Consider the following 14,536-nt stretch of genomic DNA (forward strand, 5'->3'; position numbering starts at 1 on the left):
ATACTCTTCTTTTTTATCATATTTTGCTTTTGGCTCTTCCTCATGTGGAACATCTATCTTTTTTACTTTTGCTTGTTCTTTTCCTAAAAACTCTTTTGAGTTTGCATCACTTACTATCTCTTTTGCTATAGTATCTGTTTGTATTGCGATATCATGTGTTTGTGTTGCTATTGATGCATTCTTTTGTGTTTGTTGATCTAATTGTGTTACTGCATCATTAATTTGTGTGATACCTGATTCTTGCTCTTTACTTGCACTTGCTATCTCACCTATCATTTGTGTTGAGTTTTGTATATTCTCTAATAATAGATCATACCCTTTTATCATCTCACCACTGATATTTTTCCCCTCAATTGCTTTACTTGTTGCATTCTCTACTATCTCTTTTATTTTTTTAGCTGCTTGAGCACTTCTTGTTGCAAGATTTCTAACCTCTTGGGCTACTACTGCAAATCCTTTTCCAGCCTCTCCTGCTGTTGCTGCTTCTACTGCTGCGTTTAAACTTAGTATATTTGTTTGGAATGCTATTTGATCTATTACACTTATTGCTTCATTTATTGAACTTACTTGTTCATTTATCTCTTCCATTGATTTTGTTGTTTTATTTGCTAAGTTTTGCCCTGTTTTTGCTGAGTTACTTAACTCTTGGGCGTAGTTACTCATTTTTGCTACATTCTCTGAGTTATTTACTATTGTACTTGTTATCTCTTCTAGTGCTGCTGCTGTCTCTTCTAGACTTGCTGCTGCTTCATTTGAACTTGTATTTAATACATCTACATTTGTTATTAATTTATCTGATGCTTCATCTAGTGTTAATCCTATGATTAATGAATCTTTTAACAATCCTGATATCTCATCTGTTAAGAAGTTTACATTCTCTATAAACTCTTTCATATCTCCTTCAACACCACTACTATCTACTTTACTTGTAAACTTATAATTACTAAACTCTTTTAATTGTTAATTGTACATCTAAATATCCAAGTTTTGCTTTTTCTACTATTTTTAAAGCATCTTCAACTGATTCATTATCTTTTTTAAGACCTTCATTTATCTTGATGATATTTTCATTTACAAGATTTGCCATTTGTGCAAACTCATCACTTCCTTTTGCTTCTAAAGGTTTTACATCTTTTGATTCTCTGTTTAAAAATGAGAAGAAAGATAGTAATCCATCTTTAAAATGATTTAAAGTATTAACTATCAAAGATGATAAAGCAATAGAAAATAGAATAAATATAATTGATGATATTATTGCTAAGACCAATAATACAGTTGTTAAAGTACTATTTGCTTCTTCTTTTAGTTCAATTGCACTTTTGTTTATTTTTACTAATTCTTTTTCTAAGTCTGTAGCTGTTTCTCTCATAGTTAAAACTAATCTTTTAGCTTCAGCACTCTCTTTATTTATACCATTTTTATAATTTTGTATTTTTTCTTCTGAAAATTTATCAAAATCTTCAATATATTCAGAAGATAACTTCAAAATTTTATTTGTTAAATCAATATTTTTTTGCTCAACTAACATTGACTGAAGATCTTTAACACTTTTATCTAAGTTATTAAAATCATCTCTTACTTTTTGTGCTCTTTGTTCGTTTGAAACTCTTAAAAACTGATAAACTGAAATTCGACCCTTTAAAAGATCTTGAATAAACTCTTCTGTACTAATTTGAATTTTTACATCATGATTTACTTTTCCATTGAAATGAGAAAAGATTATTCCAGCTATTATTATATTGATAATAAATAAAGCTGGAAAAAACATAAGTTTTTTTCTAGTAGAAATATTATTTAGCATATAAACCCCTTACATAATATGTAAACAATTATATACCTAAATTTATTATAAATATCTTTTAATATGGAATTTTTTCAATTTATTATCCAAATAAATTGAAATTATGTATTTTTTTGTTATTTAGTAAAATTTTTTTTACAGAAAAACAATATTTTTATTTTTCTCTGCACTCTTCTTTTATCTCTTTAAATACATATTCATCTTCTATTAGTTGAACAAAAACATTTTTTGCTTCACAAACATACTCTTTTTTATTTTTTATAGTAATATAAACAAATTTGTAAAAGTACTCATTTGCATCTAAACCTTTTTTACTTTGCATAATACTAGCACTTAGTTTTGAAATTTCATTTCCATAAATCTCTTTATATTTTGATTTAAAAGCAGCTTTTATTCCACCCTCACTCATATTAAAAATATAAACTGACCCTATAAATAAAACAGTTATAGCAGTAGTACCTAATAAAATTTGGCCTGTAGTATATTTTCTCCTTAGCTTTTGATAAATAACAGCACCAAGAATAATTAATACTAAAACAAAAATTATAATTTGCATTTTCTTCCTTCTTTTATGATTTTTTCTTATGTTAACTTTTTATTAACCATCTGTTTTTGTTTAGTTAATTACCATAGGTTATAATTTTAACATATATAGATAAAGAGGCGCGAAACTTTATCTATGATACATTCATTGTTCTTCCTAAATAAAAAGCAGATTGAAAAATCTGCTTTTTTTATTTGTAAACTAAACTTTATAATAAACTTTATTTTTGTATAATAACAAATATATCCAAAAAGGACTCACAATCAAAACAAAAATATTCAAAATAATTTTACTTGCTATTATAAGTATCAATCTTTTTGCTAATACAACACTTATTAAAGCTGCTACTCAAGTTAATAATACAAATACTCAAAACAGCATTACAGATAGTAGCACACAACAATTTGATGATGAATCTTTAAGTTCTTCAAAAGATAAAAGATCAATGCATTATTATGATTTGGGAATCATTATAAAAATTGTTCAAAGCAAGGATTTCAACAAACAACCAGCTAAACAAATTGAAAAAGTTGAAAGTGAAATAAAAAAAATTACAAATAATATAAATGATGAGATATTTTATCCTTTCAATGAAAATCAGTACCAAAAAGAGTTAAGATTTTTAAATAGTAAAATAAATGTAAACTCAAAATATGATAACTCACTTGCAGTATCAAGAGATATGTTAAAAGTATCTATCTTAGAAAATCAAAAAAATTTTGCAGATACTATAAACTCTATAATTGATGGTAAAAATTCATTTAAAGATAAAAAGTTTTTCATCTCACTTTTAAATAATCAAATAAGCAGATTAAAAAGAATTGATATAAAACCCTTTCAAGATACTTACAATGAAATATCACTTCAAAATGATCCTGTGTCAAATGCTTTTAAAGAGTCTTTTTTAACACTTAAAAATCAAATCAAAGCCCATTTACTTGTATATAATTATCTTAAAACAAACATGAATGAATATAGACCAAGTAATTTTATACTTGATGATTTAAGTTTAAAATATGTTATTAAAAAAATTGATTCAAATACATATTTAAAAGATTTATCTGAAACATTAGATTACTATTTTCACATCTCAATAGGTAAAGTGGTTATTCTTTTTGCAATTTTATTTATATTTATGCTAATAAATAGAAAACTACTTCCAGTTTTAGCAAATCTTTTCAATAAAAAACTATCTGTAAAAATAAAAAATTTAGATATTTCACTTTTAGATATTATTCCATCTAGTTTTAGATTTACCATGTCTATGATTGTATATTTATTTGCAATTCAGTTTTCTCTACTTCTTTTAATAGAAGATGCACAACTTATAAATAAACTAATTCCATGGTTTAATACTACATATTTAGCCCTATTTAGTTTTATGTTTTACAGAATTTTGACAAACTATATAAATGAATCATCTGATAAGATATTTAGTCAATATCCTAATATGCGAAAAGAGATGGTTGATTTTATTTTAAGAATTTTTAAAATTGTTATTCTTATTTTTGTTGCTTTATTTTTACTTGTACAACTAGGTTTTGATATAAAAGCAGTTATAGCTTCACTTGGTATTGGTGGTATTGCTGTTGCACTTGCTGCAAAAGATACTCTTTCAAACTTTTTTGGTTCTTTAAATATTATTACAGATAACTCATTTTCTCAAGGGGATTGGATTCAAGCTGGAAATGTTGAAGGAACTGTAGTTGATATTAGAATGAGAACGACAAGAATTAGAACATTTGCAAATGCTATGATTACTATACCAAATGCAGAACTAGCAAACTTAGCTATTTTAAACTGGTCTAAAAGAGTAATTGGAAGAAGAATTAATATGACTTTAAATATAACTTATGATAGTAAAATGAGTGATATTGAAAACCTAGTATATGATATAAGGGAAATGTTACAAGAACACCCACAAATTGCCACATCAAGACTAAATATCGATAAAAAACCATATTTATTGAAAAAAGAAGATCTAATGGGAATAAAAAACAATCTTTTAGTTTATATTGATGAATATGATAGTAGCTCAATAAATATAATGGTATATTGTTTTAGTAGAAGTCCAAACTGGGAAGATTGGCTAGATACAAAACAAGATGTAATTATAAAAATTTCACAACTTCTTGAACAAAATCATTGTAAATTTGCGTTCCCTACACAAACGATTTATTTAGAAAAAGAAGAGAAATAATCCTCTTCTTTTATAACTTAAACAAAAACAAAAGAGTTTTTGTTTTTATGTGAATGTCCATGTCCAGTGCCATGTTTATGCTCATGTGAATGATGAGTTCCATTGCGATTTTCTATAATCTCTTGAAGTTTCTGTTCACTTAACTTTTCAAGTGTTGAAGTTTTAATTTTATTTAAAATCTCAGTAGTTTCAACTCTATTATCACCTGCATAATAAAACTCAAAATTGTTTTTTTGTGCAAGTTTATATGGATTTCTTCCAATATCTTTTATAATTAATTTTTTTACATTATTTTCTAAAAGCCACTGCATTACACTTCTACCACAAGTATTTTCGTTTCTTTTGATATTTAAATTTTCTCCATCATAAAAAGCAAAATATTTTGCTTTACAAAATGATGGAGCAACTGCGCTGTTCTCTTTTGCTGTTTTTAAGGGGAATGCATACATTTTAAAACTCCTCGTCAAATTTTTGTGCGTTTTTAAAACAAAATCTATATGCTATATATATTACAAATGGCCATACACTAAGCCAAATCAATGAACTTGTATAATCCATATTTACCTCCTAGTAATTGTGTGCATCTTTTGATGTTATTTCTTTTTTTGTTATTTTTACTTTATCCATTTGATACCATGCATATGTAATATAAGCAAGTACAAAAGGTACCATAAGTGACACATAACTCATCACAAGTAAGGTATATTCACTTCCTGAACTATTCTCAATAGTCAATGAACTTTGTAAATTATATACTGATGGATAATAAGAAGTTCCATTAAAACCTACATTTAAAAACAGTGCCATTACTGTTAAAACTATTCCAACTCCTCCTGTTTTTATACAACAACTTTTTTGCTTTTCAACAGTATTAAAAACAGAAATAATTACAAGTATAATTCCCAATGTAAAAATAATTCCTACAAAAGGCATATCTAAAAAATTATTCAAATATTTATATTTTTCTATAAAAACATGCCCATTTTCATCATAAGCAAAACCGCTTCTTGTAAAAAGCATATATAAAAAATTTAAGAAAAATACTAAAAATATTATCATGTCAATTTTTATAGAATTAACACTTCTTTTTCTAATCAAATTATTATCAATATTATTAATAAAATACATAGCACCACTAATTCGTACTAAAAATAAAAGTGAGATTCCTAAAAGTATATTAAAAGGATTGCCTAAAGCTTCCAGACCTCTTAAACTGTTTTGCCAAAATGAGAAGTTTCTTTCATCAATAAAAAACTCTGAACCGCTAAAAAATGTAGCAATAGCAATGCCTAATAAAAATACTCCTAAACTTCCATTTATATATAAAAATGTTTCATATGTTTTTTGCCCAAAAAAGTTATTTGGTTTTGTTCTAAACTCATAACTAACAGCTTGAATAATAAAACAAAAAAGTATTCCCATCCAAACCCAGTATGCTCCACCAAAACTAGTAGAATAAAATAAAGGAAAAGCAGCAAATAAAGCTCCACCAAATAAGACTAAAGTAGTAAACCCTAATTCCCATTTTCTACCTAGTGAATTAACTAGCATTGTTTTTAAAATCTCATCATCTTTTGATATTTTTCCAAGTAAAGTTTGTCCTCCTTGAATAAACATCATAAAAGCAAAAAGTCCACCAAGTAGTGAAATTATTATCCACCAATACTGTTGAAGTTGTAAATATGTTAAGCTTTCAAACATTAGTGACCTCCATTTGGACCAATTTTTATCTGTTTTGCCATAATTTTTAATTCAGCAATTAATAAAGCTGTAAATAAAAAAGCAAACAAGAAAAAAGTAATCTGTACATTTGTTGTTGCAATATTAGTTGCCGCAATTCCTACAGGCATCAAATCTTGAATCGCCCAAGGTTGTCTTCCAACTTCTGCTACAATCCATCCAGCTTCTGCTGCTATGTATCCTAAAGGAATAGAAAAAACACTTGCATATAACCAAAATTTTTGTTTTGTAATATCTTTTTTTAAAAGTAAAAATAAAATTACTGCAAAAAGTAATATAAACCATCCACCAAGTGCTACCATTATATGAAATGAATAAAAGGTAAGTGCAATAGGAGGAATAATATCAGTTGGTTTATCTAAGTAACCATAACCAAAATAGTTCACATAACTTTCTAAAACAAGTTTTGCATCATTTGCTTTTTTAGTGTTACCCTCTTTTTCATACTTTTTATACTGTTTAAAAGCTTCAAGGGCTATTTTACCTTTTGCTATTTTCTCTTTAGCACTTTCAATATTATATTTTTCATTTCCATAAACCAAATCTTTTAATCCAGGAACAAATGCATTTGGATTATGGTAACCTAAAAGTGAAAGTGCATAAGGTATCTCCATCTCAAAATGAAAAGTATCTTCATCATTATCAACACTTTTTTTACTATTTAAAATACCAATTGCAACAATTCCAGCGTCCTCTTTTCCCTCATAAAGTCCTTCCATTGCTGCAAGTTTTACAGGCTGTTTTAAAGCAACCTGATGTGCTGACTCATCTCCACTTAAAGCTAAAAAAAGAGATACTATAAGTCCAAAAGTAGCTGCTATTAGCATAGAACTTTTAGCAAATGCAATTTCTCTTTTTTTAAGTAAAAACCAAGCACTAATACCTACTACAAAAAGGGCTCCAATTACATATCCACTTCCAACAGTATGCAAAAATTTGCTAACTGCAACAGGAGATAAAGCAACATCCCAAAAATTTGCCATTTCGTTTCTAACTGTATCTATGTTAAATTTCATTCCAACTGGATATTGCATCCATCCATTTGCAACCAAAATCCAAAAAGCACTTAAATTTGAACCAATAGCAACTAACCAAGTTGATAATAGATGAAAACCTTTTGATACTTTATTCCATCCAAAAAACATAACTGCAAAAAATGTTGATTCCATAAAAAATGCTAAAATTCCCTCAATAGCTAAAGGTGCACCAAAAATATCTCCAACAAACCAACTATAATTTGCCCAGTTTGTACCAAATTCAAACTCCATAATGATACCAGTGGCAACTCCAATTGCAAAATTTATAGCAAATAAAGTCATCCAAAACTTAGTCATTTTTTTATACTTTTCTTGTTTAGTTTTAACATAAATAGTCTCCATTATTGCAATAATAAAAGACAAACCTAAAGTTAAAGGAACAAACAAGAAGTGATAAATTGCAGTTAGTGCAAACTGGGCTCTGGACCAATCTACTAAACTATCTTCCATTTAATCTCCTTTTGTCATGTTTTTAAAAACAAAATTTTGTTTTTGTTTTTCTGTTTTATATTCACTTTTAAAACTTTTGTCATAAACAAAGATATTTAATATCACTAAAATAGTAATCAATTTTATAATTACTATTTTCCATAAACTCTTTCCTACAGTTAAGTTTCTAAAGCCATCATAATATAAGTTGTAAATCGATTTTAAATAGTTCATATAATCTCCAATATTGAACATATGTTCATAATTTTACTACTTTTTTGAACATATGTCAAGTATAAAAGTGCTAAATTATTATATTTATGATAAAATATCTTTTTTAATTATAAGGAATTAAATGGCTAGGGACAAAAATCAAAGAGAGTTAAACTTCAAACCACTTTTTAAAAATTTTGGGCAAAATGAAATTGAAAACAACAATGAAATAGCCTTGCTTCACGAGGAGATTGAGGCAATTTATCTTATAGATTTACTTGGACTTTATCAAGAAGAAGCAGCACAAAAAATGAATGTATCAAGACCTACTTTATCAAGAATCATAAGAAATGCTAGACATAAAGTTGCAAATAGTCTAATTGGTGGTGCAAAACTACATATTCATGATCAAAAAGATAACTATACAGTTGCAATTTGTAGTGATGTTGAAGAGAAACTAATCAACAACACATCACAAGGAAAATATATTTTAATCTTTGAAATAAAAGAAAAAAGTTATAAATTATTAAAAAGTTTAGAAAATCCTGTTTTTTTTCAAAAACAAAAACCAGGTATGGCCTTACCAAAACTTTTTGTTGAAAATAATGTAAACTTCTTTTTAGCAAATGAAATTGGTGCTGGATTAAAAAACTCTTTACTATCAAAAGGTATTTATACTATTTTAAAAAAGAAAATAAAATTTGATGATTTATCAAATATTCCAATCTAAGAGAAATTATGAATAATATTGAAAATAAAATAAAAACACCACATATTGCTACTGATGGAATTATTAAAATTTTCGATGATAAAGAGAATTTTAAAGGTATTGTTTTAATAACAAGAAAAAATCCTCCTTTAGGACTTGCATTACCAGGAGGTTTTGTTGACATTGGTGAAAAAGTCGAAGATGCTTTAAAAAGAGAGATGAAAGAAGAAGTAAACTTAGATGTAAGTATTTTAAAACTTTTAGGAGTATATTCAGATCCAAAAAGAGATGAAAGATTCCATTGTGTTTCATGCAGTTACATTTGTAAAGCATATGGTAAGCCAATTGCAGCAGATGATGCAAAAAGTGCAAAGATTTATAGCTTAAATGAAATCCCTTTTGATAAACTAGTGTTTGACCATAAACAAATAGTAAAAGATTTTATAAAATATGAGGAAATTTAAGTGATAGAAGAAACAGAAATTTCTTTGGATTGTTTAAGTAGTTTAATTTTTAATGCAAATGATATAATTTTTATTACAGACTTAGATTCAAAAAAAGTTGTATATGCAAATAATTTATTTTTAGAAAAATTTGAATACACAAAAGATGAGTTAGTACATTTAGATATTTCAGATATTAGAAAGCAAAAAGAAAACAAACCTTTTAATACTTTAAAAAAAGAGTTAGAAACGACAAAAAGTAGTATTACATATGCTAAATATTTTTCAAAATCAGGTAATAAATACTCCTTAGAATCAAGTAATAAACTTCAAAAAATAAACAATAAAAACTATTTAATAAGCATAGCAAGAGAAATAACAGAAAAACTAGAAAAAGAGATTCTATTAAAAGAAGAAGTAGATATAAAAATAGCTGAAATAGAAAATCAAAAAATATTTTTAAATACTTTACTAAAAAACAATCCAACGGCAATTTTTTATAAAAATATCCATGGAAAATATTTAGGTTGCAACAAAGCTTGGGAAAAATTAACAGGAATTAAAGAAGATGAAGTATTGGGAAAATCGGTTTTTGATATAGCTCCTAAAGATATTGCAGAAATTTATTTTGAAGAAGATAAAAAAGTATTTTCCCTTGAAGAGAGTCCTCAAATATATCAAGCAGAAATTTATAACAAAACAGTTGATAAAAGATTTGATGTTGTTTTTTATAAATCAGCATACTTTGATGCAAAAGGTGAAGTATTAGGTCTTATTGGAGTTGTTATAGATGTAACTCAAGTTATTAGTTTAGAAAAAGAGAAAGAAAAAAAAGAAAAAATCATATATCAACAATCAAAAATGGCAGCAATGGGTGAGATGATAGAAAATATCGCTCACCAATGGAGACAACCCCTTTCAACTATGACAGTAAGTGCTAGTGGAATAAAAATGCAAAAAGAGTTTGGCATTTTAAAAGATGAAAGTTTAAGTGAGTTTATTGAGGCCATATTGGAATCTTCAAAACATCTTTCACAAACAATAGATGATTTTAGAAATTTTTTCAAAACTACAAAATATGAAGAAGTTTTTAATATCAAAAATACTTTTAATAAAACACTAGTTTTACTCTCATCAAAATTTAAAAATAGAAATATCAAAATAGAACAAGATATACAAAGTATAGAAATAAAATCATTACAAAATGAATTAATACATGTTATTTTAAATATATTGAATAATTCAAATGATGCTTTAGAAAAGCTTAATATAGAAGAAAAAGTAATTTTTATCAAATGTAAAATAGATTCAACAAACAAATTAAAGATTAAAATAAGTGATAACGCTGGTGGAATTAATGAAAATATTATATTTAAGATATTTGATCCATATTTTACTACAAAACATCAAAGTCAAGGAACAGGAATAGGACTTTATATGACTAAAGAGATTGTAAATAAACACTTAAATGGCTCAATTGATGTAAAAAACATAGATTTTAATTATAAAGAAAAAAATTACACAGGAGCAGAGTTTACAATAATACTTCCTTTATAAATAAGGTCTATTTAAGTATTTAATACATAAAATCTATACAAAAAATAAGGAAATTCATGGAAAATTATGAACAAATAGTGGTTCTTATAATAGTATTTTCTGCTTCATTCATAACTTGGAAGTTAGTAAAAGACTTTTATAAAACAAAAATCCATATGATTTTTGCTCACTTAATTTCTATTGCAACAGCATCTTTTATGCTACTTTCTACAATGTTTTTATTTATGCCTAAAAACTATGTAAAAGGACAAACTGCCGAAGTCGAACTATCATTTATTTCTATCATAATTGTTATAGCAATGGTAGGAATTATATACTTCTTTTTTAAATATATCCCATCTAAAGATAAATAATATTTGTCTTTAGAAGCATAAATTTATCTAGCTTAATTTACTTCTAAGTCTAACCTGATAATAATTTACACAAATTTTTTACAAGGGATTACATGGAAGACTTTTTTATAATACGATTAGGCGAGGACGAATATAGCAATCATTTAGAGTATGATGAGATGGCTATTGAGTATTGTGTTGATATTTTAGATATTCCTGAAGAGAAAATTGAGGGCGTAAATATTTTAAGTGACCATAAAATAGAGCTAACACTTCAAGATTTAGAAAAAGAAGATGTTACAGAAGATTGGTATGTTAATCTTCATAAAATCAGCGATTAAATGCAAATAAGTTTGCATTTAATCTTTTATTCTACACTAATTTTGTCAATTATTATCAAATAATAGTGATAACAACTATCAATATAAGCTTATATTAATAATAATTCTCGTAATATTTTAACGCGCGAATTAGTTCTTCTAATAACACACACATAAGGGAAAATAATGAAAAGACAATTAAGTTTAATTGCAAGTGTTGCAATTTTAAGTGCAAGTTCTGTTTATGCAGATTCAAACTCTATTGATGAAGCTTTTAAAAATGGGAAAATTAGTGGAGATGTATCAGTTCACTATGAAACATGGGATAGAAATGGTGGTGAAGAAGATAGTAGCTTTTCAACTCCATCTATTGGATTGAAGTTTGAAACTGACTCATTTAAAGGTTTTTCTGCTGCTGTAGGATTTAGAGGTAATACACAAACTTCTGAAAAAAACCACAACGATTATGAAGATACAATGGTAGAAGATGGCTCAGTAACAGAAGCATATATCCACTATGAAAATGATATCTTTGCTTTAAGAGCTGGTAGACAAGAGATTGATTTAGAGTGGTTAGGTGATTACAATGATGCCATTGTTGGTATCTTAAAAGCAATTCCATACACTACTTTAACAGCTGGATACACAAATAGACAAGCTGAAATTACTTTAGATACACATGATAAATTTTCTAGATTTAGAAAAGATGGAACAAACAAAGATAATCCTGCATTTGTAATAGATGCAAAAGTTGAGCCTTTAAAAGGTTTAGTATTTAATCCATACTTTTATACAGCAGATGATATTGCTGATTATTATGGTTTAAAAGCTGATTATGATACTGATTTATTTGGTTTAACAGCACATTATGCAGCTTCAAATGAAGATAATCCAAAAGGTGCTGATAAAATGGAAGATGGTAGTATTTATAATTTAGAAGGAAGATTAAATATTGATTCTTTTGCTCTAAAAGCTGGATATATTAAAACAGATAGTGATGGAGCAATTGGTTCAATGGACTCATTAGGTGATAATATTGACCCAACAGAAGAGTTAGGTGATGCAGTTTATGGAACTGATGCAAAATCATACTACTTTGGTGTAGGTTATACATATAAAGCTTTAGAACTTTCTGCACTTTACACACATGCAGATCATGATGTAAACTCAAAAAGTGTAGATGACAAAGAGATTGCATTAGCAGCTGCTTATGCTTTCACAGAGCAACTTGGTGCTGAACTTATCTATTCTGATGCAAACATTGATAAAAACTCAGATTTAAATGATGGTGAAGATTACAATAAATTTGTTGCAAATATCACTTATAGTTTCTAATATTAACTAAAAAATTCATATAACACTTATTTAGGGATTGAGATTTTCTCAGTCCCTTTTTTTATTTCAAATATTTTGATAATAACTATCAATATTAAACTAGCTTTAAGATTTTCTCTTGTATTATTTTAATAATGATTATCATTAAAGGAATGAGAAATGAAAACTACTTATGTTTTAAAAAACAAAGATGAGCTAATTAAACCTACTGGGTGTACTTGTTAAAAAGGGAGAACAAATGAGTGTATTAATTATAGGCGGAGATAAGATTTCACATATATCAAATATGTTAGAAGATTTAGGTGCAAAGTCAATCAAACACTGGGATGCAAGAAAAAAATCATCTGCTCCTAAGAAAAAAGTCCCTCTAGACACAGATTGTATCATAATGTTAACATCTTTTTTAAATCATAATACAATGCTTAAATATAAAAGTGAAGCAAAGAAAAAGAACATTCCTTTTATATGTGCAAAAAGAAGCGTAAATTGTGTATATGATGAGTATGTTAAGATTATGGGTATAAAAAATTGTGCTGAATGTTATGCAAATTGTGGATGCAAATAATGAGCAGTATTAATAAATTTAATTTTAATGAAACTTTTTTAGGTTTTATAGACAATTGCGAATTACTTCCAAAAGATTTTGATGAATTTACATCAACATTAAGACATAGACAGTTATTTCTAGCACTTTGCAATAATATGTTAGAAAGTTCATGTAAATTCTCAAAATATGAACAAAAAAGATTAAGACAATTTTCTTTAAAAGAGGCATTTCATCAAAAAATAGAATCTTTACTTCCAAATAAAATACCTTTTAATAAAAATAAAACGAAAAGTTTTAATTTTTGTAAAGATTCAACTAAAATCATAAACTCATATAAAAAGAGAAAATCAGCTTTAATTGTCACATCAAATAAAAAAATATTAGATGTAGCAAAATTGATATCTTTATGTTATGTAAATAACAAAATGCAGTTTATTTTAGATAAAAACTTACTTTTTCATGAATTTGTTTTGCATAAAATAAAAAAGTTACATAAAGACAAAACAGTAAAAGACCATGGAGACTCTATTTCAATTACAGGTAAAGATGTAAATGCACTAAAGATTTATACTTCATGGAAAAATATACAAAAAAATAAACCTGATATAAAAGATGAATTAGAATACGCAATAAGAAGTATAAAAAAAGAGAACTACTCTCAAGTTTATTTAGTATATCCAAAAGCAAATGACTTTAAGCGTCACATACCAGTTTATGTAGATGAGTTAAAAAATAAAGCGTATGTAATTAAAGCAATTCCATACTCGCTAAGATCAACAATTAGATAATTTAAGGAGAATAACAAAATATGGCAACAGCACTATTTTTTGCAAGTAGCACAGGAAATACAGAAGAAGTAGCACAAAAAATCGCTAATGAATTAGGAAATATTGAAGTGTTTAATATTTGTGATGAAGATATTCAAAAAATAAATAAGTTTGATAAGATTATTTTAGGTACATCTACATGGGGTGAGGGAGAGCTACAAGATGACTGGGATGAAATCTGGGAAGAGTTTTGTGAACTTGACTTAAGTGGTAAAACAGTAGCTTTATTTGGTCTTGGTGACCAAGATGGATATGGTGATGAGTTTTGTGATGCTTTAGGTATTATGTATGAACAAGTAAAAAAAGCAAATGCAAATGTTATTGGTTTTACATCAACTAAAGATTACGATTTTGAATACTCAAAAGCTCAAATTGATGATGAATTTGTAGGTTTAGTAATTGATGAAGATAATCAAGATGACCTAACAGATGAAAGAATCAAAACATGGATTGAAAAAATAAAAGCTGATATTTTATAATGTAGTCTTGAAGAAATCAAGAC

Annotated in this window: 16 protein-coding genes and 1 pseudogene; 10 read left to right on the forward strand and 7 right to left on the reverse strand. The window is 26.7% G+C overall.

Going from position 1 to position 14,536, the window contains the following annotated elements:
* From ACTCCZ_RS09845 to ACTCCZ_RS09855, 3 genes and pseudogenes are all read right to left on the reverse strand, one after another.
* Positions 1 to 636 (reverse strand): annotated as a pseudogene (locus ACTCCZ_RS09845) (methyl-accepting chemotaxis protein); the annotation flags it as partial.
* Between the two features lie 307 nt (positions 637 to 943).
* On the reverse strand, positions 944 to 1,801 hold the full coding sequence (locus ACTCCZ_RS09850) for a hypothetical protein (RefSeq protein WP_463187300.1): 858 nt from the start codon (positions 1,799 to 1,801) through the stop codon (positions 944 to 946).
* Between the two features lie 154 nt (positions 1,802 to 1,955).
* Entirely contained in the window at positions 1,956 to 2,357 is a 402-nt protein-coding gene (locus ACTCCZ_RS09855) for a hypothetical protein (protein ID WP_079576968.1), read from the reverse strand.
* A gap of 214 nt (positions 2,358 to 2,571) precedes the next feature.
* Between ACTCCZ_RS09855 and ACTCCZ_RS09860 the strand changes: the two genes are divergently transcribed.
* Positions 2,572 to 4,545, forward strand: a complete 1,974-nt coding sequence (locus ACTCCZ_RS09860; RefSeq protein WP_079576967.1) for a mechanosensitive ion channel family protein — start codon at positions 2,572 to 2,574, stop codon at positions 4,543 to 4,545.
* A gap of 17 nt (positions 4,546 to 4,562) precedes the next feature.
* Here ACTCCZ_RS09860 and ACTCCZ_RS09865 read toward each other — a convergent pair whose 3' ends face one another.
* From ACTCCZ_RS09865 to ACTCCZ_RS09880, 4 genes are all read right to left on the reverse strand, one after another.
* A complete protein-coding gene (locus ACTCCZ_RS09865; RefSeq protein ID WP_079576966.1) occupies positions 4,563 to 4,994 on the reverse strand; it encodes a NifB/NifX family molybdenum-iron cluster-binding protein in 432 nt (143 codons plus the stop codon).
* Positions 4,995 to 5,112: 118 nt separating this feature from the next.
* Entirely contained in the window at positions 5,113 to 6,246 is a 1,134-nt protein-coding gene (gene cydB, locus ACTCCZ_RS09870) for a cytochrome d ubiquinol oxidase subunit II (protein ID WP_079576965.1), read from the reverse strand.
* Positions 6,246 to 7,772 (reverse strand): cytochrome ubiquinol oxidase subunit I, encoded by a 1,527-nt coding sequence (locus ACTCCZ_RS09875; RefSeq protein ID WP_079576964.1) that lies wholly within the window; start codon positions 7,770 to 7,772, stop codon positions 6,246 to 6,248. Before ACTCCZ_RS09875 ends, cydB begins: the two co-directional genes overlap by 1 nt.
* Positions 7,773 to 7,985 carry a DUF4492 domain-containing protein gene (locus ACTCCZ_RS09880; RefSeq protein WP_079576963.1) on the reverse strand — a complete coding sequence of 71 codons (213 nt, stop codon included), beginning with the start codon at positions 7,983 to 7,985 and terminating at the stop codon, positions 7,773 to 7,775. It abuts the gene before it with no gap.
* A 121-nt stretch (positions 7,986 to 8,106) separates the two neighbouring features.
* Here ACTCCZ_RS09880 and ACTCCZ_RS09885 point away from each other — a divergent pair, with 121 nt between their 5' ends.
* The 9 genes from ACTCCZ_RS09885 (at position 8,107) to ACTCCZ_RS09925 (ending at position 14,513) form a co-directional block, all read left to right on the forward strand.
* Positions 8,107 to 8,694, forward strand: a complete 588-nt coding sequence (locus ACTCCZ_RS09885; RefSeq protein WP_079576962.1) for a DUF134 domain-containing protein — start codon at positions 8,107 to 8,109, stop codon at positions 8,692 to 8,694.
* Positions 8,695 to 8,702: 8 nt separating this feature from the next.
* Entirely contained in the window at positions 8,703 to 9,137 is a 435-nt protein-coding gene (locus ACTCCZ_RS09890; RefSeq protein WP_079576961.1) for an NUDIX domain-containing protein, read from the forward strand.
* Complete coding sequence (locus ACTCCZ_RS09895; protein WP_079576960.1) at positions 9,138 to 10,673, forward strand: sensor histidine kinase; 1,536 nt, start codon at positions 9,138 to 9,140, stop codon at positions 10,671 to 10,673.
* A gap of 56 nt (positions 10,674 to 10,729) precedes the next feature.
* A complete protein-coding gene (locus tag ACTCCZ_RS09900) occupies positions 10,730 to 11,026 on the forward strand; it encodes a hypothetical protein (RefSeq protein WP_079576959.1) in 297 nt (98 codons plus the stop codon).
* Positions 11,027 to 11,118: 92 nt separating this feature from the next.
* Entirely contained in the window at positions 11,119 to 11,346 is a 228-nt protein-coding gene (locus tag ACTCCZ_RS09905; protein ID WP_079576958.1) for a hypothetical protein, read from the forward strand.
* 165 nt (positions 11,347 to 11,511) lie between these two features.
* On the forward strand, positions 11,512 to 12,660 hold the full coding sequence (locus tag ACTCCZ_RS09910; protein WP_079576957.1) for an Opr family porin: 1,149 nt from the start codon (positions 11,512 to 11,514) through the stop codon (positions 12,658 to 12,660).
* A 238-nt stretch (positions 12,661 to 12,898) separates the two neighbouring features.
* Positions 12,899 to 13,225 carry a DUF2325 domain-containing protein gene (locus ACTCCZ_RS09915; protein ID WP_079576956.1) on the forward strand — a complete coding sequence of 109 codons (327 nt, stop codon included), beginning with the start codon at positions 12,899 to 12,901 and terminating at the stop codon, positions 13,223 to 13,225.
* A complete protein-coding gene (locus tag ACTCCZ_RS09920) occupies positions 13,225 to 13,995 on the forward strand; it encodes a hypothetical protein (protein ID WP_079576955.1) in 771 nt (256 codons plus the stop codon). Before ACTCCZ_RS09915 ends, ACTCCZ_RS09920 begins: the two co-directional genes overlap by 1 nt.
* A 20-nt stretch (positions 13,996 to 14,015) precedes the next feature.
* The gene (locus ACTCCZ_RS09925; protein ID WP_079576954.1) at positions 14,016 to 14,513 is read left to right on the forward strand and encodes a flavodoxin; all 498 of its coding nucleotides are present in this window, start codon (positions 14,016 to 14,018) and stop codon (positions 14,511 to 14,513) included.
* The last annotated feature ends 23 nt before the right edge of the window (positions 14,514 to 14,536 follow it).

Source organism: Malaciobacter sp. (assembly GCF_055140965.1).

Bases quoted from the DNA above. Each gene is read 5' to 3' on its own strand.
- ACTCCZ_RS09850 (WP_463187300.1), bottom strand. From the start codon at position 1,801: ATGCTAAATAATATTTCTACTAGAAAAAAACTTATGTTTTTTCCAGCT.
- ACTCCZ_RS09855 (WP_079576968.1), bottom strand. From the start codon at position 2,357: ATGCAAATTATAATTTTTGTTTTAGTATTAATTATTCTTGGTGCTGTT.
- ACTCCZ_RS09865 (WP_079576966.1), bottom strand. From the start codon at position 4,994: ATGTATGCATTCCCCTTAAAAACAGCAAAAGAGAACAGCGCAGTTGCT.
- cydB (WP_079576965.1), bottom strand. From the start codon at position 6,246: ATGTTTGAAAGCTTAACATATTTACAACTTCAACAGTATTGGTGGATA.
- ACTCCZ_RS09875 (WP_079576964.1), bottom strand. From the start codon at position 7,772: ATGGAAGATAGTTTAGTAGATTGGTCCAGAGCCCAGTTTGCACTAACT.
- ACTCCZ_RS09880 (WP_079576963.1), bottom strand. From the start codon at position 7,985: ATGAACTATTTAAAATCGATTTACAACTTATATTATGATGGCTTTAGA.
- ACTCCZ_RS09885 (WP_079576962.1), top strand. From the start codon at position 8,107: ATGGCTAGGGACAAAAATCAAAGAGAGTTAAACTTCAAACCACTTTTT.
- ACTCCZ_RS09890 (WP_079576961.1), top strand. From the start codon at position 8,703: ATGAATAATATTGAAAATAAAATAAAAACACCACATATTGCTACTGAT.
- ACTCCZ_RS09900 (WP_079576959.1), top strand. From the start codon at position 10,730: ATGGAAAATTATGAACAAATAGTGGTTCTTATAATAGTATTTTCTGCT.
- ACTCCZ_RS09905 (WP_079576958.1), top strand. From the start codon at position 11,119: ATGGAAGACTTTTTTATAATACGATTAGGCGAGGACGAATATAGCAAT.
- ACTCCZ_RS09910 (WP_079576957.1), top strand. From the start codon at position 11,512: ATGAAAAGACAATTAAGTTTAATTGCAAGTGTTGCAATTTTAAGTGCA.
- ACTCCZ_RS09915 (WP_079576956.1), top strand. From the start codon at position 12,899: ATGAGTGTATTAATTATAGGCGGAGATAAGATTTCACATATATCAAAT.
- ACTCCZ_RS09920 (WP_079576955.1), top strand. From the start codon at position 13,225: ATGAGCAGTATTAATAAATTTAATTTTAATGAAACTTTTTTAGGTTTT.
- ACTCCZ_RS09925 (WP_079576954.1), top strand. From the start codon at position 14,016: ATGGCAACAGCACTATTTTTTGCAAGTAGCACAGGAAATACAGAAGAA.